Origin of the sequence: Achromobacter sp. ACM03 (assembly GCF_014851665.1) — a bacterium.
GTDB lineage: Bacteria > Pseudomonadota > Gammaproteobacteria > Burkholderiales > Burkholderiaceae_B > Achromobacter > Achromobacter aegrifaciens.
This window is the reverse complement of sequence record NZ_JACVAD010000010.1, coordinates 1-21031: the sequence shown is the minus strand read 5'-3', so window position 1 is coordinate 21031 and position 21031 is coordinate 1. Positions and strand designations below refer to the sequence as shown.

Below are 21031 nucleotides of genomic sequence, written 5' to 3'. Positions count from 1 at the left end.
TTGTATTGAATTCGGTGGGGGTGGCCCATGCTTGACCGCGAAGGCTACCGCCCCAATGTCGGCATCATTCTCGTCAACGGTAGAAACGAGGTCTTTTGGGGCAAGCGTATCAGGGAACATGCCTGGCAGTTCCCCCAAGGCGGCATCAAGTATGGCGAAAGCCCGGTGCAGGCCATGTATCGCGAACTCCATGAAGAGGTGGGCTTGAAGCCCGAGCATGTCCGTATTTTGGGGCGTACACGCGATTGGTTACGTTATAACGTGCCCGATCACTTCGTCCGGCGTGAGTGGCGTGGCCACTATAAAGGACAAAAACAGATTTGGTTCTTGTTGCGCCTGGTAGGACGTGACAGTGACGTGTGCTTGCGCGCGACGCAGCATCCGGAATTCGATGCCTGGCGCTGGAGCCAGTATTGGGTGCCCCTGGACGCCGTGATCGAGTTCAAGCGCGACGTCTACACCCAGGCGCTGAACGAGCTGTCGGCTATCCTCTTCCGGCGCCATCACGAAACCCGCTACTTGCGCCAGCGGGTGCACGGGCAACGGGCGGCAGAGAATCTGCCCGAAGGAACGGACGGTCATGCGCATATTGTTGGTTGAAGACGAACGGGACATGGCGTCCTGGTTGATGCGCGCGCTCGCCCAGAGCGGGTTCGTGCCGGACCACGCGGCCGACGCCCGCACCGCCGAAGCCTTCATGGCCGGTACCGAATACGACGCCATCGTCATGGACTTGCGCCTGCCCGACAAGCACGGCCTGGTGGTGCTGCGTGAAATGCGCAACCGCGACGACCGCACCCCCGTGCTCCTGCTGACCGCCCAGGGCGCCTTGCAGGACCGCGTGCGTGGCCTGAACCTGGGCGCGGACGATTTCCTCACCAAGCCTTTCGCGCTCGAGGAACTGGAAGCGCGCCTGACGGCGCTGGTGCGGCGCAGCCGCGGCCGCCAGCATCCGCGCCTGCAATGCGGTTCGCTGTCCTACGACAGCGAAAGCCGCGCCTTCACCCTGGACGGCTCGCTGCTGTTCCTGACCCCGCGCGAGCATGCCGCCCTGGCTGCCTTGCTCACGCGCAGCGGCTATCCGGTGGACAAATCCCAGCTGTTCGGCAAGGTCTTCACGCACGACAGCGAAGCCAATCCCGACGCCATCGAGGTGGTGCTGCACCGGCTGCGCAAGAAGCTGGCTGGCAGCGACGTGCGCATCGTCACCGTGCGCGGGCTGGGCTACATGCTGGAAAGCGTCGCCAGCGAGTCCGCGGAATCCTGAGTGAGGCTGCGGCTATCCGAGCTGCCGCGCGTGGGCATCCGCGCGCTGCTGATCATTCTGCTGCTGCCTGGCGTGATCATGCTGCTGGTCGTGGACAGCGTGAACGACTACCGCACGCTGGCCGAGATCACCAACGAAGCCTACGACAGCGCCCTGGTCGAGCCGGCCCGGGTGCTGGAAAGCAGCCTGGAATTCACTGCTGACGGCAACCTGCAGGTCGCTACGCCGCTGTACGCGCAGGTGATGCTCGAGTCCCGCGCTGGCCTGCGCAAGTATTTCCGCATCGAAGAGATCGATCCGCCGCTGCCGGACGGCGCCGCCGTGCCCACCGAGCCCGGCAAGACTTTGCTCGGCATGCCGGAAATGCCGCGTCCGCCCACCTGGCCACGTTCCAACAGCCAGCCGATTTTCTACGACAGCGTCTATCGCAACGATCCCGTGCGCGTCGTGGCCGTCGTGCGCGACCTGTACTACCAGGGTCAGCACCGCCAGGTGCTGGTCGTGGTGGCTGAAAGCACAGGCAAGCGCATCGAGGCCGAGAACAATGCCCGGCGCCAGGAAATCCTGCGCGACACCCGCATGCTGGCGCTGGTCGCGCTGCTGGTGTGGTGGGGCGTGTCGTGGGCGCTGAAGCCGCTGCGCCGCCTGCGTAACGACATCCGCGCGCGCCGCCCCGACGACCTGACGCCGCTGGATGCCTCGCGCGTGCCCAGCGAAGTGGCGCCGCTGGTCGATGCGGTCAATCACCATATCGCCCGCTACCGCCGCGTCCTCGACGAGCAGTCGCAGTTCCTGGCCGATGCGTCGCATCAATTGCGCACGCCGCTGGCCATCATGCTGACGCAGGCGCAGTATGCGCTGCGCGAACGCGATCCGGCGCGGGCGCAGGAGGGCCTGCGCGGCATCGTCGACCAGCTGGGTCGCACACGTCGCCTGACTGAACAGCTGCTGTCGCTGGCTCACGCCAACCAGGCCGACCAGTTGCCGCGGCAACTGCTGGACATGAACGCCGTCTCGCGCGAGGTGGTGCTGCAATATCTGCCGCTGGCGCACGAAAAACAGCAGGACCTGGGCTGGGTACAGGCGGGTTCCGAAGAGGGCCAGGAAATCCCCGCGCCGGTGTCGGGCAACGAGGCCGAACTGCACGAAGCCTTGTCGAACCTGGTGCACAACGCCATCCATTACGCGCCCGCGGGCGCACGCATCACCGTGTCGGTCTGCTGCCACGACAACCGCGCCGAGGTCGCTGTTTCCGACAACGGGCCGGGGCTGGACCCGATACTGCGCCAGCGCGCTTTCGCGCGTTTCGAGCGGGTCGGCACGGACAAGCCGGTCGCCTCGTCGGGCTCGGGCCTGGGCCTGGCGATTGCCCGCGCCTACGCGCGCCGCAACGACGGTGACATCGAACTGCGCGACGGCGAACCGAACGCGCAAGGCGGTGTTGGCCTGGCCTCCGTGCTGTGGCTGCCGTTGGCGTCCACGGTCTCCCAATATCCTCGTCCGCTCGATGTCGAGCTCAAGGGCGATCAGTAACTTCTCCCCATTTCCGCAGTCATGCGCGGCTTCCGTTCAGGGATAACCCCTGAATTCAGGAACGCGACAGCGCACAGAAAGCGGATTAGCAGCTTCCTTCCGTAATCTGCGTCCGGGCCTGTCGCCAGGCACCGGATGGCGCTCGTTTCGCGGGTGCGTCCCGGCCAGGCGCACGGCCGCACCACGAAGGAGGATGAAGTGCAAAAGACAATCAATAGAAAGGACTATTACGGCGGAGCGCTGATGGTCCTCATCGGGCTGGGGGCGATTTACGGTGGCACCGACTATCACATCGGCACCCTGAGTCACATGGGGCCGGGCTTTTTTCCCGCGGCGCTCGGCGGCCTGTTGGCGCTGACCGGCGTGCTGATCGCCATCTCGGCGCGCTCGGGTGAATCGTCCGCGCCTGCGCCCGGCGACGGCCATGCCCACGGCCTGCCGGACTTCCGCGGCGGCGCCTGCATCCTGCTGGGCATCCTGGCTTTCCTGCTGCTGGGCCATTACGGCGGTTTGCTGCCTGCCACGTTCGCCATCGTTTTCATTTCGGCGCTGGGCGACCGCAACAACACGATCAAGCAGGCTCTGCTGCTTTCGATCGCCATGACCGTCATCGCGGTCGTCGTCTTCTGGTGGGCGCTGCAGCTGCAGCTTCCGCTGTTTCGCTGGGGTTGAAGCGCCATGATTTCGCAATCCTTGATGGACCTCTGGTACGGCTTCGGCGTCGCCTTCCAGTGGCATAACCTGATGTGGTCGTTCTTCGGCGTGCTGGTGGGCAACCTCATCGGCGTGCTGCCCGGCATGGGCGCGCTGTCGGCCATTTCCATTCTGCTGCCGCTCACCTACGTGATGCATCCGGTGCCGGCCATCCTGATGCTGGCCGGCATCTTCTACGGTTCGCAGTACGGCGGCGCCATCGGCGCGATCCTGCTGAATCTGCCTTCGCATCCGCCGCACGCGGTCACCTGCCTGGACGGTTATCCGCTGACCAAACAAGGCAAGGGCGGAACGGCGCTCGGCATCACGATGATCTGTTCGTTCTTCGCCGCGTCGGTGGGGATCATCGTCATGATCTTCGCGTCTCCGCTGCTGGTCGAAGTCGCGTTCAAGTTCGGTCCCACCGAGATCTTCTCGATTATGTTGCTGGGCCTTTTGGCCGGCGCCACCATGTCGCGCGGCTCGCCGCTCAAGGGCGTGGCGATGACCTTGTTCGGCCTGATGTGCGGCGTGGTGGGTACGGACGTGAATACCGGCACCATCCGCTTTTCGTTCGGGCTGCTGGACCTGTCCGACGGCCTGGAGCTGGTGGCGATTTCCATGGGCCTGTTCGGCGTTGCCGACTTCCTCATGAGCGTCAACCGCATGACCATCATCGGCAGCGGCGCCAAGCTGCGCCTGCGCGACATGCGGCCCAGCAAGCAGGAGCTCAAGACCGCCTTCTGGCCTATGGTGCGCGGCACGGCGGTAGGCACGCTGTTTGGCGCCATGCCCGGCACCGGTCCTACCATCACCACCTTCGTGGCCTATGCGCTGGAGCGCAAGATCTCCAAGACGCCCGAGAAATTCGGCACCGGCATGATCGCCGGCGTGGCGTCGCCGGAAGCGTCCTCGCACTCCAAGACGCAGGTCGACTTCATCCCCACGATGAGCCTGGGCATCCCCGGCGACGCCGTGATGGCGCTGATCCTGGGCGCGCTGCTGATCCAGGGCATCCAGCCCGGCCCGCAACTGATCACCGAGCATCCGGACATCTTCTGGGGCCTTATCGCCAGCTTCTGGGTGGGTAATGTGCTGCTCATGGTGCTGAACGTGCCGCTGATCGGCGTGTGGGTGAAACTGCTGCAGGTACCGTACCGCTATCTGTTCCCGTCGGCGCTGTTCTTCATCGCGGTGGGCGTGTTCAGTACCCAGAACAGTCTCTTCCAGATCTGGGAAGTGCTGGCTTTCGGTGTGATCGGCGCCATCCTCATGACGCTGGAATTCTCGGTTGCGCCCATCCTGCTCGGCTTCGTGCTCGGCCCCATGGTCGAAGAGAACTTCCGCCGGGCGTTGCTGCTGTCGCGCGGCGATCTGGCGGTGTTTGTGGAGCGCCCGATCAGCGCGTGGTTCATCGGTGCGAGCGCCTTGCTGGTCCTCCTGCAGGTGTGGGCCTTCCTGCGCCGCAACAAGAACAAGGGCAAAGGCAAGCCCGAGGTGCCGCAGGCGGCCTGAGCGCTTTTCCGTTTGCCTGCACGCGGCCCGGCTACATGCCGGGCCGTTTGATTTGTGCGGCGGCATCCCTCATGCTTGAGGCTTCCCCAGTCTGCACACAGAGCCACCATGCACATACTCTTTGCCTGTCCCCACCATGATCCCGCCGCCTGGGTTCCGCTGCTGGAAGCCGCCATGCCCGGATGCCGCATTTCCGTGTGGAACCCGGACGGCCCGCCTTCGGGCGCGCAGGCGGCTCTGGTGTGGCGTCCGCCGGCCGAACTCTTCAAGCACGAGACCGGCCTCACCACGCTGTTCAACCTGGGCGCGGGCGTCGACGCCTTGCTGAAGATGCCCGAGATCCCGCCGCAGGTGCGCATCGTCCGTCTGGAAGACGCGGGCATGTCGGTGCAGATGGCGGAATACGCGCTGTACGCGTTGCTGCGCGTCGCGCGCGATTTCGAAGCTTTCGATCATGCGCAGGCGCGGCAACACTGGGATACCCGCGAAGGCTCGCGGCAGGCGGACTGGCCGGTGGGCGTGCTGGGCCTGGGGCAGGTGGGCGCCAGAGTCGCTCAGACGCTGGCCGAATTCGGCTATCCCGTGGCGGGCTGGTCGCGCACGCCGCGCGAGATTCCCGGCGTCGAGACCTTTGCGGGCGCGGCCGCCTTGCCGGCGTTCCTGGCCCGCACGCGCTTCCTGGTGAACGTGCTGCCGCTCACGCCGGACACCGTTGGCATCCTCAACCGCGAAACGCTGTCGCAGTTGCTGCCCCATGCGCATCTGGTCAACGTGGGCCGGGGCGAACACCTGGTCGAGGATGACCTGGTGCAGATGCTCGAAGAAGGCGAAATCGACGGCGCCACGCTGGATGTGTTCCACACCGAACCCTTGCCCAAGGACCACGCGTTCTGGCGCGATGCGCGGGTGCACGTGACTCCGCACATCGCGGCGCGCACCTTGCGCGATGAGAGCATTCGCCAGATCGCAGGCAAGGTCGCGCAGTTGCAGCGCGGCGAAGCCATCACCGGCGTGGTCGACCGCTCGCGCGGCTACTGAGCCGGCGGCAGCGGGGCTTTTTCCAGCCGCTGGTACATGGCGGGCAGGCGCTCCGACAGGAAATCGAGCAGGGCGCGCACGGCGGGCATCATGCCCCGCCGCGACGGATAGATGCAATGCACGATGCCCTCGGGTGACTGCCATTGCGGCAAGACCTGCACCAGCTGGCCGCGCCGTAGCTGTTCATGCGTGGCGATCGAGGGCAGCAGGGCGATGCCGCGGCCCCGCACTGCGGCTTCGGTCAGCACGATGAAGTCGTTGCATGACAGCTGCGGTTTCAATTCCACATGCACTTCCTCGCCCTTGTCGTTGCGCAGGGGCCAGCGCACTTCGTTTTGCGGATCACTGAAGCTCAGTGTGGTGTGCGTGGCGAGGTCCTGCGGCGTGTCGGGCGTGCCATGGCGCTGCAGGTAGCTGGGGCTGGCGACCAGCGTGCCGCGCGCGGTGCCGAAGTGGCGCACGACCAGTTCGGCGTCGGTATCCAGCTTGGTGCGCACGCGCAGCGCCAGGTCCACGCCCTCGCGGATCAGGTCCACGCGGCGGTTGGTCACAAGCAACTGCACCGACACGGCGGGCCAGGCGTCCAGGAACTCGGGCAGCAGCGGCGACAGCACGTCCTGCGCGATGGATACGGGGCAGCTCACGATCACGGGGCCGGTGGGTTCGGCCTGCAACTGCCGCATGGCGTCGTCCGCCGCGCGCGCCGATGCGGCCATTTCGCGGCAATAGTGCAGATAACGTTCGCCCGCCGAGGTCAGGCGCAAGCGGCGCGTCGTGCGTTGCAGAAGGCGCACGCCCAGGCTTTCCTCCAGGTGCGAGATTCGGCGCGACAAGCGGGATTTCGGAATGTCCAGCACCCTGGCGGCGGCGCTGAACCCTCCCTGTTCGACTACCTGGGAAAAGTAGTAGAGGTCGTTGAGATCTTGCATGATTGTTCTATTCCTGGAACGAATAGTTCATCATAACCGGATTTGTGTGAACAATTAACCCGTCTACAGTGACGCCATGCACTCGGGATCTGATCAAAGCCTACGGATCCTGACCGCCCGCAGCGAGCGGGCCCTCACTGGAGAAATTTGCAATGAAGACCCTGGTTATCCTTTCCTCTATTCTCGGCGATCGTTCCAACAGCAAGCAATTGGCCGATCACCTGATCAACCGCGTCAAGGCGTCTAATCCGGCCGCGGCCATCAAGGTCCGCGACATCGGCGCCCAGCCCATCCCTTACTTCGACGGCAACACCGCCGGCGCCCTGTTCACTCCGGCCGATGCCCGCAACGTGGACCAGCAACGCCTGGTTGAGATGAGCGACGCGCTGGTAGCCGAATTGATGGATGCCGATCGCATCGTCTTCGCCGTTCCGGTCTACAACTTCAATATGCCCGCTCAGTTCAAGAGCTATCTCGATCATCTCGCCCGCGCTGGCGTCACCTTCCGCTATACCCCCGAAGGCGTGCCGGAAGGCCTGGTCAAGGGCAAGCAGGTGTTCGTGCTGACCGCCCGCGGCGGCAAGGCCGAAGGCACGCCTTCGGACACGATGACGCCTTACCTGCGCCAGATGCTGGCTTTCCTGGGCATGACCGACGTCACCTTCATCGCCGCCGAAGGCATGGCCATGGGTGAAGTGGCCGCGCTGGAAGGCATGGCGCAGGCCAAGCAGCGCATCGACGCGCTGCTGCCCGCTGCGCAGCAGGACAGCCTGGCCGCGTAAGCGCAGGCGTCCAAAGCAAAAGGCGAGCCTTGCGGCTCGCCTTTTTTCTTGCCGCGAGGGCAGGGCTCAGTCGCGCAGGCGCTTGATCAGGCTGGAGGTATCCCAGCGGCCGCCGCCCAGCTTCTGGACGTCGCCATAGAACTGGTCCACCAGGGCCGTCAGGGGCAGGCGCGCGCCATTGTGGCGGGCTTCGGCCAGCACCAGGCCCAGATCCTTGCGCATCCAGTCCACCGCGAAGCCGAAGTCGAACTTGTCGTCGACCATGGTGCCGCCGCGATTCTCCATTTGCCAGCTCTGCGCCGCGCCCTTGCTGATCACGTCCAGCACCAGCTTCATGTCCAGGTCGGCAGCCTGGCCGAAAGCGATCGCCTCGGACAGGCCCTGCACGACGCCTGCGATGCAGATCTGGTTGACCATCTTGGCCAGTTGGCCGGCTCCGGGCGGGCCCACCAGCGTGACCGCGCGGCCGAAGCTCTGCGCCACGGGCTTGATCGCATCGAACACGGCTTGTTCGCCGCCGCACATGATGGTCAACACGCCGTTGACCGCGCCTGCCTGTCCGCCGGATACCGGCGCGTCGACGAAATTCAGGCCCAGCTCCTTGGCCTGCGCGTAGAGTTCGCGCGCCACGTCGGCGGATGCGGTGGTGTGGTCGACGAAGACCGCGCCGGGCGTCATGCCGGCGAAAGCGCCGTCGGGGCCCAGCACGACGCTGCGCAGGTCATCGTCATTGCCGACGCAGGCGAACACGATCTGCGCGCCGGCCACGGCTTCGCGCGGCGTGGCTGCGCTCTTGCCGCCGAATTCGGCGACCCAGGCCTGGGCCTTGGCGGGCGAGCGGTTGTAGACCGTGACGTCGTGTCCTGCGCGCGCCAGGTGGCCGGCCATGGGCAGGCCCATCACGCCCAATCCGAGGAAAGTGACTTTCTGGGCTACGACAGCGTCGTAGCTCTTGGTACCGATCGTTGCCATGCAGGGGACTCCGCTTTATGTGATTGGGGCCGTCAGGCGTTGACGCCTGTAAACAGGCCCTAACCTTAACGCAATCAAAAGCCCGCGGCGAGTCCATCGCGCCGGCTGTCGCTGGCGCTGACATATCCGTCCACGGCCGGGTCGCCCAGGCGCCAGATGAACTGCCCCGATCCGAAGTCCATGTAGGGATCCGCCATGCTTTCGAGCACATGGCCGCGGGCGCGCAGTCCCTCGGCAACGGCCGCGGGCAGGCCGGCCTCCGCGTCCAGCGACAGTCCATGGTTCCATTTCCAGCGAGGCGCGTCGCAGGCGGCCTGCGGCTGCTGGCCATAGTCCAGCATCCGGACCAGCGTCTGCACCTGCCCCTGGGGCTGCATATTGCCTCCCATGACCCCGAAACTCATGACGGGTGCGCCATTGCGCATCAGGAAGCCGGGGATGATGGTGTGGAAGGGGCGCTTGCCGCCCGCCACCGCATTGGGGTGGCCAGGGTCGGTGTTGAAGCAATGGCCGCGGTTCTGCAGGCTGACGCCGGTGCCCGGCACCACCACGCCGGAGCCGAAGCCCATGTAGTTCGACTGGATGAAGCTGACCATCATGCCGCACTTGTCTGCGGCAGTCAGGTAGACGGTGCCGCCGCGCGGCGCATGGCCGCTGGCGTGGGCCTGCGCCGCATCGGGGTCGATCAGGCGCGCGCGCTGCGCCAGATAGTCCGCGGCCAGCATCTGTTCGGGCGTGACCTGCATGTGCTGCGAGTCGGCCACGTGCGCGTAGACATCGGCAAAGGCCAGCTTCATCGCCTCGATCAGCAGGTGCTGCGTTGCAGGGTGATCCACCGGGCGTGCCGCCACGTCGAAGTTCTGCAGGATGCCCAGGGCGATCAGGGCGGCGATGCCTTGGCCGTTGGGCGGAATCTGATGCAGCGTGTGGCCGCGGTAGCTTTGGCTGATCGGGGTCACCCACTGCGGCGCGTAATCGCGCAGATCCGCCAGCGTCAGCGCGGCGTCGTGGGCTTGGGCATGCGCCACCAGCTTGTGGGCGGTCTCGCCTTCGTAGAAGTCCCGGCCGCCGCTGGCCGCAATGCGCTTGAGCGTGGCGGCCGCGCCTTGAAGCACGAAGTGCTCGCCGACCTGCGGCGCGCGTCCGCGAGGTAGGAAATGCTCGGCGAAGCCCGGCTGCGGTTGCAGGAGGTCGGCTTGCGCCGCCCACTTTTCCTGCACGATGGGCGACACGGCAAAGCCGCGCTCGGCGTATTCGATGGCGGGTGCAAGCACGTCGGCAAAGGACAACCGGCCCAGCTTTTCGTGCAGGGCGGCCCAGCCCGCCACGCAGCCCGGCACCGTCACGCTGTCCCAGCCGCGCATCGGGATGGCGCCCTGGTGCTTGCGCCGGAAATAATCCATGTTCCAGGCTGCCGGCGCCGTTCCCGAGGCATTCAGTCCATGCAGCTTGGACCCGTCCCAGATGATGGCGAAACAATCCGATCCCAGCCCGTTGCTGACCGGCTCCGTCAGGGCCAGCGTGGCGGCCGCAGCGATCGCCGCGTCGACAGCGTTGCCGCCTTGCGCCAGGATCCGCAAGCCTGCCTGGGCGGCCAGCGGTTGTGACGTGGCGACCACGTTGCGTGCGAACACGGGGCGGCGGGTGGTGGGATAGGGGTTGTTCCAGTTGAAATTCATCTCGAATCATCGCGTGGGGTAAACCCCTAGCTTACCGTACGCGAACTGCGTTTGAACATAACCCGTATTGAGTTGTATTGATTCGTAGCGTTTATCGGACTGGATGCCGGACGCGCAAAGAAAAACCCCCGGGCGGAACCCGGGGGTTTTCAGGGCGAGACTGCCGCAGTGGGGCGGCAGGCTGGCTTTAGTCTTCTTCGACGAAGGTCTCTTCGCGCTTCTTGCGGATCGCCGGCAGGGCCACCAGGATCACCAGGAAGACGGCGACGGCCAGCAGCGAAGCCGACAGCGGACGCGTCACGAAGGTCGTGAAGTCGCCGCGCGACAGCAGCAGGGCGCGACGGAAGTTCTCTTCCATCATGGGACCCAGCACCAGGCCCAGCAGCAGCGGTGCGCCTTCGCACTTCAGCTTGGACCACACGTAGCCGATGATGCCGAAGATGGCGGTGGTGAAGATGTCGAACGTGTTGTAGTTCAACGAGTACACGCCGATCGTGCAGAACACCAGAATCGCCGGGAACAGGATGCGGTAGGGCACCTTCAGCAGCTTGACCCACAGGCCGATCAGCGGCAGGTTCAGCACGACCAGCATCAGGTTGCCGATCCACATCGAGGCGATCAGGCCCCAGAACAGCTCCGGGTGGCTCGTCATGACTTGCGGGCCGGGCTGGATGTTGTGGATGGTCATCGCGCCGACCATCAGCGCCATCACGGCGTTACCCGGGATGCCCAGGGTCAGCAGCGGGATGAACGAGGTCTGGGCAGCAGCGTTGTTCGCCGATTCCGGGCCAGCCAGGCCGGCCGGGTGGCCCTTGCCGAAGCGTTCCGGATTGCGCGAGATCTTCTTTTCCAGCGTGTAGGAGGCGAACGACGACAACACGGCGCCACCGCCAGGCAGGATGCCCAGGGCCGAACCCAGAGCCGTGCCGCGCAGCACAGCGGGGGCGGCTTCCTTGAATTCCTGCTTGTTGGGGTACAGCGAGCCGATCTTGTCGGTGATGTCGACGCGGTTTTCCTTCTGCTCGAGGTTGGTCATGATTTCGGCGAAGCCGAACACGCCCATGGCCACGATGGCGAAGTCGATGCCGTCTTGCAGTTCGGGGATGCCGAAGTCGAAGCGGGCGACGCCCGAGTTCACGTCGGTGCCCACCATGCCCAGCAGCAGACCCAGCAGGATCATCGCGATGGCCTTCGGCAGCGAACCCGAAGCCAGCACCACGGCGCCGACCAGGCCCAGGCACATCAGCGAGAAGTACTCGGCCGGGCCGAACTTGAACGCGACTTCAGCCAGCGGGGGCGCGAAGGCGGCCAGCAGCAGCGTGGCCACGCAGCCTGCGAAGAACGAACCCAGCGCAGCGATTGCCAGCGCGGCGCCCGCGCGGCCGTTGCGGGCCATCTGGTGGCCGTCCAGCACGGTCACCACCGCGGACGTTTCCCCTGGCAAGGCCACGAGAATTGCCGTTGTGGAGCCGCCATATTGGGCGCCGTAGTAGATGCCTGCCAGCATGATCAGGCCGGCCACCGGGGGCAGCACGTACGTGATCGGCAGCAGCATTGCGATGGTCGGGACAGGGCCGATGCCCGGCAGCACGCCGATCAGCGTGCCCAGGATGCAGCCCAGCAGGGCATAGGCCAGGTTCTCGGGCGTGAACGCCACCGAGAAGCCCAGCATGAGGTTGTCAAACAATTCCATGGCCGAAGGCTCCTTAGTTCATGCCCAGAAACGACGGCCACAGCGGGAAAATCAGCCCCAGCCCCTTGACGAATGCCAGATACGAGAACACCACCAGGAAGATCGCGTTGGCAACGGCGACCTTCAGGCTGAACTCATGGCTGGCCAGGCTGCTGACGACAACCAGAACGAACACCGAGATGTAGATGCCCAGCAGCTTGAGGATGAAGCCGTAGAGCACGACCGATCCGACCACCAGGAACACGATGCGCCAATCGAACTTGTCGACGTGGGTTTCGTGCGCCTTCTTGGACATCGAGCCAAGCAGCACGATGGCGCCCAGCAATGCCAGAACAATGCCTAGCCAGAAAGGAAAATACCCTGGGCCCATTCGGGCGGCAGTACCCATTTGGTAGCTGCTGGCCTGCCAGGCGAATCCCAGTCCAAGGGCGATGAACATCACCCCCGACCAGAAGTCCTGTCGATTGCGTAGCTGCATGATTGGTTGGCTCCTGTTTACAGCATGTAGATAAAAAGGTCTGTGGCCAATCCCGCCGACAGGCGAGTGACAGGCACAAAAAAGGCACTTCAGGGTGCCATTTGTTCTTATGAAAGGTAAGGCTGGGATTCTTGAAAGGGCGAATGGTAATGGACGCCCGCCACGCTGCAAACCCTGTAAGGTCGGTGAAAGGCTGGGGTTTTCCCTAGAATTCGGGAACTCCCGACCCCGAGTTGTAACGGGTCAGGAAGTTTGAGGGCTTTTTGAAAGCTAAGTGAAAGTTTATAGAAAGAAAGACGAAAGCAGGATCGGCCGGATGCGTGGCTTTCGAATGAGGCAGGAATAAATCCTACTGAATATTGCCGGGTTTCTCACCTTGCGTGAAGAGACCCCGTTCAACTCAGGATGGTTTACGATAGCGCCCATGCTGCAAGATCTAGACCAACTCGCCGCCCGCATAGGGCAACTGGTGCAACGCACCCGGCAACTCCACGCAGAGCGTGACGCGTTGCGCCAACGCCTGAACGAAACCGAAGCTGAGCAGCGTGTGCTCAAGCAGCGCGCCGCCGAGCGCGAGGCCGAAATCGTCACGCTCCAGAGCAAGCTTCAGGATCACGACGGCGCGGTCACCTCCATGCTCGAGCAAGCCCAGCAGGCCGAGGCCGCGCTACGCGAGCAACTGGCCCGCGAAACCTCCGAGCGCCAGTCTCTCGAATCGCGTTTCTCCGCCCGTGAAACCGAATTGCAAGGCAGCTTGCAGACCCGCGACACCGAATTACAGCGCTTGCGCGTGGCCGCCGCATCGGCCCGCGAGCGCATTGACGCCGTGCTGGCCCGCTTGCCGGGCGCACCGTCTGGAGAGCAACACTGATGGAACGCGTAGATGTCACCATACTGGGGCGCGACTATTCTTTGGCGTGTTCCGCCGAAGAGAAGCCGACGCTGCTGGCCGCCGTGCGCCACGTGGACCAACTGATGCTGCGCATCCAGGGCACGGGCAAGGTCTCCAGCAATGAACGCATCGCCGTGATGGCCGCGCTGCAAGTCGCGGGCGAGCTGCTCGCCATGAAAGCGCCCGATGGTCCGCTGGGCGGTTTGGCGGTCGGCGACTTCAAGCGTAGAATCGAGGACATGAACGCAGTACTCGATGACGCCTTGTCGGGTCAGGAAAAGCTGCTCTGACAGTTCATATAGCAGTATTCAAGTATTTTCAGTTTGTCCCTGCCGTGTTCGTGACTAGGCCATACATTCTCTGAACCTATGTCTTATGGCATATTGGTTGCGGGAGTGCAGAGCTGGAGTGATCGTCTCCTGTAGACGAACCCGACGCTCTTCGGAACGCGACCACCTTGAACCTCAGGGTTCGAGATGCCGGCCTTGACGGCACAGGCGGGGCATCTATCCCAGCGGGCCTGCCATAAGAGCAGGTCCGCCTCGGGCGCCTCACCACTCCCCTTCGTCCTCCCTCTAGGACCAGTCCATGTTCAAACACCCTGTTTTCTCGCTGACCAAACTCGGCGCAGCGTGCGCAGCCGTGGCCGCTCTGAGCGCCGCGCCGCTTGCCCATGCGCAGACCCAGGCGCCCGCCGCCGCGACCGAAGCGTCGGCCAGCCGCGCGCCCGAACTGACTCTGCAGGCCAATGCGTCTTCTGAAGTCAAGCAGGACACGGTCCGCATTTCCTTGTCCGCCGAAGTCGAGGCGCCCGACCAGCCCGCCGCAGGCAAGAAGCTGAGCGCGGCCTTGGACGACGTGGTCAAGCGTGCGCGCGACGTCAAAGGAGTGGAAGTGCGCACTGGCGGCTACAACGTCTGGCCGAACACTTCCAGCAAGGGCAAGATCGGTTCCTGGCGCGGCCAGGGCGAAGTGATCCTGGAATCCAAGGACTTCGAAGCCGCGGCGGCGTTGGCGTCCAAGCTGTCGGACAAGACCGCCATCTCGAATATCAGCTTCCTGCTGTCGCGCGAAGTGCGCGAGGCCGAAGAGCGCAAGCTGCTCAAGGAAGCCGCGCAAGCCTTCAAGGACCGCGCGCTGGCCGCAGCCAACGCCTTCGGTTTCTCGGGCTACCGCCTGTCCAAGCTGGAACTGGGCGGCTCGGGCGGCCCCGTGCCGATGCCGCGCATGATGGGCGCCGCGGCCATGGCCAAGGACGCCTCGGGCGGCTATAGCCCGGACGTCCCGCTGGAAGCGGGCAACGTCACGGTCAGCATCGCGGTCAACGGGACGATCGTTTTGCAGTAAGGCTGAACATGATGGCGCCCAGGGCGACCATCGGCACGGACAGCCACTGTCCCATGCTCAACCCGCCCGCGAGCAGGCCCAGGAAATTGTCCGGCTCGCGGGTGAATTCCACCAGGAAGCGGAACGTTCCGTAACCCATCAGGAAGAGCCCGCTCACCTGGCCCAGCGGGCGCGGCTTGCTCGAAAACCACCACAGCAGCGCGAACAGCACGATGCCTTCCAGGCCCAGCTCATAGAGTTGCGAGGGGTGGCGCGCCAGTCCGTCGCCGCTGCCCGGAAACACCATGGCCCACGGCACATCGGTGGGCCGGCCCCAGAGTTCGCCATTGATGAAGTTGCCCAGGCGGCCAAAGCCCAGCCCCAGCGGAATCAGCGGCGCGATGAAATCGCTGACCGCGAAGAATGGCAGCTTCTTCTTGCGTGCGAACAGCAGCATCACCACGATTACGCCGATCAGCCCGCCATGGAACGACATGCCGCCCTGCCACAGGTACAGCACTTCCAGCGGATGGGACAGGTAGTAAGAGGGCTTGTAGAACAGCACATAACCCAGCCGTCCGCCCAGCACCACGCCCAGCACGCTATAGAAGATCAGATCTTCCAGATCCTTCACGTTCAGTGACGTGGTGTGGCCGGAGGTGATGCGGCGGCGTCCCAGCAGGTACACCAGGGCGAAGCCCACCAGGTACATCAGTCCGTACCAGTGGATGGCAAGCGGCCCGATCTGCAGGGCGACGGGGTCAAATTGGGGATATTGCAGCATGTTCTGCCCGACACAATAAAGTTGAATGATAATAACCGGCGAACATTGAAGATTCGCGCGCAAGCGAGCCAGTTCCCCCGGGGCGGTTGCCATGTCCGAGCCCCGGCGGCCGACAGGAGACAGACCATGCCGCACAACGATCGTTCCCGCCACATCACCCACGGTGTCGCGCGCGCGCCCAATCGCGCCATGTATTACGCGCTGGGCTATCAGGAAGCCGACTTCGAAAATCCCATGATCGGCGTGGCCAACGGCCATTCGACGATCACGCCATGCAATAGCGGCCTGCAGCGCCTGGCCGATGCGGCCATCGATGCGATCCGCGCGTCACGGGCCAATCCCCAGGTATTCGGCACGCCCACCATTTCAGACGGCATGTCCATGGGCACCGAGGGCATGAAGTACTCGCTGGTCTCCCGCGAGGTCATCGCCGACTGCATCGAGACCGCGGCGCAAGGGCAGTGGATGGACGGCGTGGTGGTGATAGGCGGGTGCGACAAGAACATGCCTGGCGGCATGATCGCACTGGCGCGCACCAATGTGCCCGGCATCTACGTCTATGGCGGCACCATCAAGCCCGGCCACTACAAGGGCAACGATCTCACCATCGTCTCCGTCTTCGAGGCCGTGGGCGAATACACCATGGGCCGCATGCCCGAAGAAGATTTCAAGCAGATAGAGAAGTGCGCGATTCCCGGCTCCGGGTCCTGTGGCGGCATGTACACCGCCAACACCATGAGCTCCGCGTTCGAAGCCATGGGCATGAGCCTGCCATACTCCAGCACCATGGCCAACGAGGACGAAGAAAAGGTCACCTCCGCCGCGGAGTCTGCGCGCGTGCTTGTCGAGGCGGTCAGGAAGGGTTTGCGCCCGCGCGACATCATCACGCGCGAATCCATCGAAAACGCGGTGTCCGTCATCATGGCCACGGGCGGCTCCACCAACGCCGTGCTGCATTTCCTGGCAATCGCGCATGCGGCGGAAGTGCCGTGGACCATCGACGACTTTGAACGCATCCGCAAGCGCGTGCCTGTCCTGTGCGACCTGAAACCGTCCGGCAAATATGTCGCCACCGACCTGCATCGCGCCGGCGGCATTCCGCAGGTCATGAAGCTGCTGCTCAACGCCGGCCTGTTGCACGGCGACTGCATCACCATCACCGGCAAGACCATCGCCGAGACCCTGGCTGATGTGCCCGACGCTCCCAGGGCGGACCAGGATGTCATCATGCCGCTGGATCGCGCGCTGTACCCGCAAGGCCATCTTGCCATCCTGAAAGGCAATCTCTCTCCCGAAGGCTGTGTCGCCAAGATCACTGGCCTGAAGAATCCCGTCATCACGGGCCCGGCGCGCGTCTTCGATTCCGAGGATGACGCCATGACCGCCATCATGGCGCGCGAGATCCGCGATGGCGACGTGGTGGTCATCCGCTACGAAGGGCCGAAGGGCGGTCCCGGCATGCGTGAGATGCTTGCGCCGACCTCCGCGCTGGTCGGCCAGGGACTGGGCGAAACGGTGGGTCTCATCACCGACGGCCGTTTTTCCGGTGGCACCTGGGGGATGGTCGTGGGCCATGTCGCGCCTGAGGCTTTCGTGGGCGGCCCCATCGCGCTGATCCGCGAGGGCGATTCGGTTACCATCGATGCCCACAAGCTGCTATTGCAGCTCAATATCAGCGACGAAGAAATGGCGGCTCGTCGCCAGGCCTGGGTTCAGCCCCGGCCGCGTTATACACGCGGTGTGCTTGCCAAATTCGGCAAGCTCGCCAGCACCGCGAGCCGTGGGGCAGTTACCGATGCATTTGAAGAGTAGTCTGTTGTTGGCCGCCGCCTGCGTCCTGGGCGCGGGGGCGGCGCAAGCGCAAACCACCGGGTTGGACCTGGCCAAGAACAAGGCCTGTATGGCCTGCCACCAGGTCGAAGCCAAGCGTGTCGGCCCGCCGCTCAAGAGCGTGGCTGAACGCTATGCGGGGCAGGGCGACGCCATGGTCGATTACCTGGCAGGCAAGATCCGCGGCGGCGGTCGCGGCGCCTGGGGTGCCGTGCCCATGCCCGCGCAGACTCAGGTCAGCCCGGACGACGCCCGCGCGCTCGCCGAATGGATCTTGTCGCTGGCTCCGCCCAAGCAGTAGTCTTATTCTCTCGCGTTCCGCGCACGAAAGCCGGGACGCCAGGCCGTATTCCGCGGCCCTTTATCAGGAAGGAATCGTCATGGCAGAACAACCCTCTCCGGGCAATGAGGTCGCGGTACTTGGCGGCGGCTGCTTCTGGTGCGTTGAAGCGGTGTTCACCGAGCTGCGCGGGGTCAAGAGCGTGCTGCCCGGTTATAGCGGCGGGCATGTGGACAATCCCAGCTACGAGCAGGTCTGCGGCAAGGCCACGGGCCACATTGAAGTGGCCCGCATCGAGTTCGATCCCGCTGAACTGTCCTACAGTGACTTGTTGCGCGTATTCTTCGCGACCCACGACCCCACCACACCGGGCCGCCAGGGCAATGACGTCGGTCCGCAATACGAATCCGCCATCTTCTGGCAGAGCGAGGGGCAGCGCGAGCAGGCCCAAGCCGTCATCGCCGAGGTCAATGCACAGCAGATCTACGATGCGCCCATCGTGACGCACGTGCTGCCGCCCGCCAAGTTCTGGCAGGCCGAGGACTACCACAGCAACTACTTCGCCCTGCATCCCGAGCAAGGCTATTGCCAATTCGTGATCGCGCCCAAGGTCGCCAAGTTCCGCAAGCAGTTCCAGGAGCGGCTGCAAAAGTAGCAGGCAAAAAAAACCTCACCACAAGGTGAGGTTTCAAAGCCAGCGCCGATGCCCGAGCACCGGGCGCTGGCGGGGGAAGACTTTATTCGACGGTCTTCACCACGCCGCGGCGCATCTGGTCCAGTTCGATCGACTCGAACAGGGCCTTGAAGTTACCTTCGCCGAAGCCATCGTTGCCCTTGCGCTGGATGATCTCGAAGAAGATCGGGCCGATCTGGTTTTCGGTGAAGATCTGCAGCAGCAGGCCGCCGCCGGGGGCGCCGTCCAACAGGATGCGGTTCTTTTGCAGGCGCGCTACGTCTTCGCCGTGGTTCGGCAGACGCCGGTCCAGCAGCTCGTAGTAGGTTTCCGGCGTGTCCAGGAACACTACACCGTTCTGGCGCAGCGCTTCGATGGTGGCGTAGATATCTTCGGTGGCCATGGCGATGTGCTGGATGCCTTCGCCACGGTACAGGTCCAGGTATTCCTGGATCTGGCCCTTTTCTTCCGTGCCTTCCTCGTTGATCGGAATGCGGATGTTGCCGCAAGGCGAGGTCATGGCCTTGGACTTCACGCCCGTCACCTTGCCCTCGATGTCGAAGTAGCGGACTTCGCGGAAATTGAAGAGGCGTTCGTAGAACTCTGCCCACTCGGCCATGCGGCCCTTGTGCACGTTGTGCGTCAGGTGGTCCACCAGCGTCAAGCCGGCGCCGCGGTGATTCAGGTCGGCCTGGGCGTTTTGCGGATCCACGGGAACGAAGTCCACGTCATAGATGCTGATGTCGCCAATACCGCCATGGCCGTCCTTGCCAGCCCAGCGGTCCACCAGGTAGATCAGCGAATCGCCGATTCCCTTGATCGCCGGAATGTTCAATTCCATCGGGCCGCTGTGCGAATCGAAGCCCCACGCGCCCAGTTCCAGCGCGCGCTTGTAGGCGGCGTTGGCATCTTGCACACGAAAGCCGATCGCACAGATCGACGGGCCATGCAGGCGCGCGAAACGCTGGGCGAAGGAATCCGGTTCTGCGTTGATCAGGAAGTTGACGCCGCCCTGGCGGTACAGGGTCACGTCCTTGTGGCGGTGCTTGGCGATGGCCTTGAAGCCCAGCAGTTCGAACACCTTGCGCAGCGCGGCGGGGTCCGGCGCGGCATATTCAATGAATTCGAACCCGGCGGTGCCCATCGGGTTGTCCCAGGGTTGGAAAGCGCTGCTCATAAGTCTGCTCCCTTGCATCGTTTTTAAGGACGACTTGTTCTTCAAGTCTAGACGGAGATTGTAGGAAGGAACGACGGGCAGACAATTGCAAACATGTCGCGAAAGCCAGTAGGTTGAGCAATAATATTGCCGGATAGAAAATATTAAGGGCTGAAAATGTCTGACATTGAGCTGGATAGGACAGATATACGGATTCTGGCCGAATTGCAGCGCGACGGCCGCCTCAGCAACCAGGAGCTGGCCGATCGTGTGTCGCTGTCGCCCAGTCCCTGCCTGCGGCGGGTCCGCAGACTGGAAGAGAAGGGCTTCATCAAGAAGTACGTCGCCCTGATCGACGCGAAGAAGGTCGGCCTGGGGCTGCTCGCCTACGTAAACATCCGTCTGAACAAGCACAGCGGATCCAGTCATGCTCCCATGAGCGACTTCGCACGCGACGTGCAACTATGGCCGGAGGTCGTGGAGTGCTATGCCATGTCCGGAGACATGGACTACCTGTTGCGTATACAGGTCGCCGACCTGGCGCATTTCTCCCGGTTCGCCATGGATACGCTGATGCGCCACCCTGCAGTGGTGGACATGCGTTCATTCTTCGCCCTACAGCAGATCAAGGAAACCACGGAGCTCAGGCTCTAGCTATGGCTTTTCAGCCCCTCTATATATATAGGTACCGCCCTCAGACGTTTGTCGTGGGGTGTCCAGGGCGAATGGTGCGTCCCCGTAAAGGATGCATCTTTTAAAAAAAGGGTGTCACCTTCGTAGTCCCGCCAAAATTCCGTGCTATAGTCTCGCTCCTTCGCGATTCGGGCAGTTTTGAAGCGTGAAGCCAAGCAGGCACACGGGTTGGCTAAGGGAAACCTAGCCGGCCTGCCGCCAGGTCAGCAGCGATGTTGACAGCGGTTATTGCAAGGGTTGCAGCAAATTAGGCAGAAGCCAGTTGCGTAATCTGCAAAAATCGTGCTATAGTCTTGGGCTTGGCTCGTGATGATTATTAAGGGTTTGCCCTTATATCGCTGGCCATCCAGGCGGTAACCGATCTCAGATTCAAAGCGAAAGCGGCGGCGATGGGGTTGCTAGATAAGGTGCAAATTAGGCAAAAGCAGTTGCACAATCTGCAAAAATCGTGTTATAGTCTTGGGCTTGGCAGTTGCCGAAAACTTAGGGTTAACCCTGATATTTCGATAGCTGCTAAGAGAGGCGGACCTGAAGAGGTCGCAAGCAAGAAAGCGAAACGCAGTATGTGACGCCGACTTGACAAGCGAAAAAAACTTCTTCATAATCTCGTTTCTCTGCTGCAAACAACGCGGCGCCGGCGAAAGCGGCGTAGCGAAGCGAGCAGGCAGTAAGTAGTACAGAATTTAGCAGCACCGCTCTTTAACAATTAAACAACCGATAAGTGTGGGCGCTTGATGCGAGTGCATAGTGACTTCGGTCACAGGCACAATGAAATCAAGTGCTCACTAGAAGTGAAGTACCTTAGATGTCAAGTCTAA

The 21031-nt window shown here is 63.4% G+C and carries 21 protein-coding genes and 1 other RNA gene; 15 read left to right on the top strand and 7 right to left on the bottom strand.

Annotated features, from left to right (window positions below; genetic code table 11):
* Positions 1-27 precede the first annotated feature (27 nt).
* The 6 genes from IB257_RS28680 to IB257_RS28655 all read left to right on the top strand — a co-directional run bounded on the left by IB257_RS28680 (position 28) and on the right by IB257_RS28655 (position 6046).
* Positions 28-600 carry an RNA pyrophosphohydrolase gene (locus tag IB257_RS28680; RefSeq protein ID WP_042796390.1) on the top strand — a complete coding sequence of 191 codons (573 nt, stop codon included), beginning with the start codon at positions 28-30 and terminating at the stop codon, positions 598-600.
* A complete protein-coding gene (locus IB257_RS28675; RefSeq protein ID WP_008157866.1) occupies positions 581-1267 on the top strand; it encodes a response regulator in 687 nt (228 codons plus the stop codon). The genes IB257_RS28680 and IB257_RS28675 overlap by 20 nt, the downstream gene beginning before the upstream one ends.
* 30 nt (positions 1268-1297) lie before the next feature.
* A complete protein-coding gene (locus IB257_RS28670) occupies positions 1298-2800 on the top strand; it encodes a sensor histidine kinase (protein ID WP_119449443.1) in 1503 nt (500 codons plus the stop codon).
* A 243-nt stretch (positions 2801-3043) separates the two neighbouring features.
* Entirely contained in the window at positions 3044-3472 is a 429-nt protein-coding gene (locus tag IB257_RS28665; protein WP_054458558.1) for a tripartite tricarboxylate transporter TctB family protein, read from the top strand.
* A gap of 6 nt (positions 3473-3478) precedes the next feature.
* Positions 3479-5008, top strand: coding sequence for a tripartite tricarboxylate transporter permease (locus IB257_RS28660; RefSeq protein WP_042796392.1), 1530 nt, complete (start codon positions 3479-3481; stop codon positions 5006-5008).
* 108 nt (positions 5009-5116) lie between these two features.
* A complete protein-coding gene (locus IB257_RS28655; protein WP_119449438.1) occupies positions 5117-6046 on the top strand; it encodes a glyoxylate/hydroxypyruvate reductase A in 930 nt (309 codons plus the stop codon).
* On the opposite strand, the gene IB257_RS28650 is transcribed toward IB257_RS28655, so the two are convergent.
* Complete coding sequence (locus tag IB257_RS28650) at positions 6040-6975, bottom strand: LysR family transcriptional regulator (protein ID WP_054458519.1); 936 nt, start codon at positions 6973-6975, stop codon at positions 6040-6042. The genes IB257_RS28655 and IB257_RS28650 overlap by 7 nt on opposite strands.
* Positions 6976-7127: 152 nt before the next feature.
* On the opposite strand from IB257_RS28650, the gene IB257_RS28645 reads away from it, so the two are divergent.
* Positions 7128-7757, top strand: a complete 630-nt coding sequence (locus tag IB257_RS28645; protein ID WP_175181728.1) for an FMN-dependent NADH-azoreductase — start codon at positions 7128-7130, stop codon at positions 7755-7757.
* Positions 7758-7823: 66 nt separating this feature from the next.
* Here IB257_RS28645 and IB257_RS28640 read toward each other — a convergent pair whose 3' ends face one another.
* From IB257_RS28640 to IB257_RS28625, 4 genes are all read right to left on the bottom strand, one after another.
* Entirely contained in the window at positions 7824-8729 is a 906-nt protein-coding gene (locus IB257_RS28640) for an NAD(P)-dependent oxidoreductase (RefSeq protein WP_119449440.1), read from the bottom strand.
* Between the two features lie 74 nt (positions 8730-8803).
* Complete coding sequence (locus IB257_RS28635; protein WP_192355180.1) at positions 8804-10408, bottom strand: gamma-glutamyltransferase family protein; 1605 nt, start codon at positions 10406-10408, stop codon at positions 8804-8806.
* A 187-nt stretch (positions 10409-10595) separates the two neighbouring features.
* Complete coding sequence (locus tag IB257_RS28630) at positions 10596-12101, bottom strand: tripartite tricarboxylate transporter permease (protein ID WP_054458528.1); 1506 nt, start codon at positions 12099-12101, stop codon at positions 10596-10598.
* Between the two features lie 13 nt (positions 12102-12114).
* Positions 12115-12579 (bottom strand): tripartite tricarboxylate transporter TctB family protein, encoded by a 465-nt coding sequence (locus IB257_RS28625; protein ID WP_054458530.1) that lies wholly within the window; start codon positions 12577-12579, stop codon positions 12115-12117.
* A 424-nt stretch (positions 12580-13003) separates the two neighbouring features.
* Here IB257_RS28625 and IB257_RS28620 point away from each other — a divergent pair, with 424 nt between their 5' ends.
* The 4 genes from IB257_RS28620 to IB257_RS28605 all read left to right on the top strand — a co-directional run bounded on the left by IB257_RS28620 (position 13004) and on the right by IB257_RS28605 (position 14818).
* Positions 13004-13450 carry a hypothetical protein gene (locus tag IB257_RS28620; protein WP_054458532.1) on the top strand — a complete coding sequence of 149 codons (447 nt, stop codon included), beginning with the start codon at positions 13004-13006 and terminating at the stop codon, positions 13448-13450.
* Positions 13450-13761 (top strand): cell division protein ZapA, encoded by a 312-nt coding sequence (locus IB257_RS28615; protein WP_006388757.1) that lies wholly within the window; start codon positions 13450-13452, stop codon positions 13759-13761. Before IB257_RS28620 ends, IB257_RS28615 begins: the two co-directional genes overlap by 1 nt.
* 33 nt (positions 13762-13794) lie before the next feature.
* Positions 13795-13979: non-coding RNA, 6S RNA (gene ssrS, locus IB257_RS28610), on the top strand.
* A gap of 80 nt (positions 13980-14059) precedes the next feature.
* Complete coding sequence (locus tag IB257_RS28605; protein WP_054458533.1) at positions 14060-14818, top strand: SIMPL domain-containing protein; 759 nt, start codon at positions 14060-14062, stop codon at positions 14816-14818.
* On the opposite strand, the gene lgt is transcribed toward IB257_RS28605, so the two are convergent.
* Positions 14793-15581 carry a prolipoprotein diacylglyceryl transferase gene (gene lgt, locus IB257_RS28600; RefSeq protein ID WP_054458535.1) on the bottom strand — a complete coding sequence of 263 codons (789 nt, stop codon included), beginning with the start codon at positions 15579-15581 and terminating at the stop codon, positions 14793-14795. The two genes, IB257_RS28605 and lgt, sit on opposite strands and share 26 nt — an antisense overlap.
* A 126-nt stretch (positions 15582-15707) precedes the next feature.
* Here lgt and ilvD point away from each other — a divergent pair, with 126 nt between their 5' ends.
* The 3 genes from ilvD (at position 15708) to msrA (ending at position 18346) form a co-directional block, all read left to right on the top strand.
* On the top strand, positions 15708-17393 hold the full coding sequence (gene ilvD, locus IB257_RS28595) for a dihydroxy-acid dehydratase (RefSeq protein ID WP_054458536.1): 1686 nt from the start codon (positions 15708-15710) through the stop codon (positions 17391-17393).
* The gene (locus tag IB257_RS28590; protein ID WP_054458538.1) at positions 17377-17712 is read left to right on the top strand and encodes a c-type cytochrome; all 336 of its coding nucleotides are present in this window, start codon (positions 17377-17379) and stop codon (positions 17710-17712) included. Before ilvD ends, IB257_RS28590 begins: the two co-directional genes overlap by 17 nt.
* A gap of 79 nt (positions 17713-17791) precedes the next feature.
* Positions 17792-18346, top strand: coding sequence for a peptide-methionine (S)-S-oxide reductase MsrA (gene msrA / locus IB257_RS28585; protein WP_192493183.1), 555 nt, complete (start codon positions 17792-17794; stop codon positions 18344-18346).
* Positions 18347-18428: 82 nt separating this feature from the next.
* Here msrA and hppD read toward each other — a convergent pair whose 3' ends face one another.
* Positions 18429-19541, bottom strand: coding sequence for a 4-hydroxyphenylpyruvate dioxygenase (gene hppD, locus IB257_RS28580; protein WP_054458542.1), 1113 nt, complete (start codon positions 19539-19541; stop codon positions 18429-18431).
* 156 nt (positions 19542-19697) lie between these two features.
* Here hppD and IB257_RS28575 point away from each other — a divergent pair, with 156 nt between their 5' ends.
* The gene (locus IB257_RS28575; RefSeq protein ID WP_054458545.1) at positions 19698-20174 is read left to right on the top strand and encodes an Lrp/AsnC family transcriptional regulator; all 477 of its coding nucleotides are present in this window, start codon (positions 19698-19700) and stop codon (positions 20172-20174) included.
* Positions 20175-21031 lie beyond the last annotated feature (857 nt).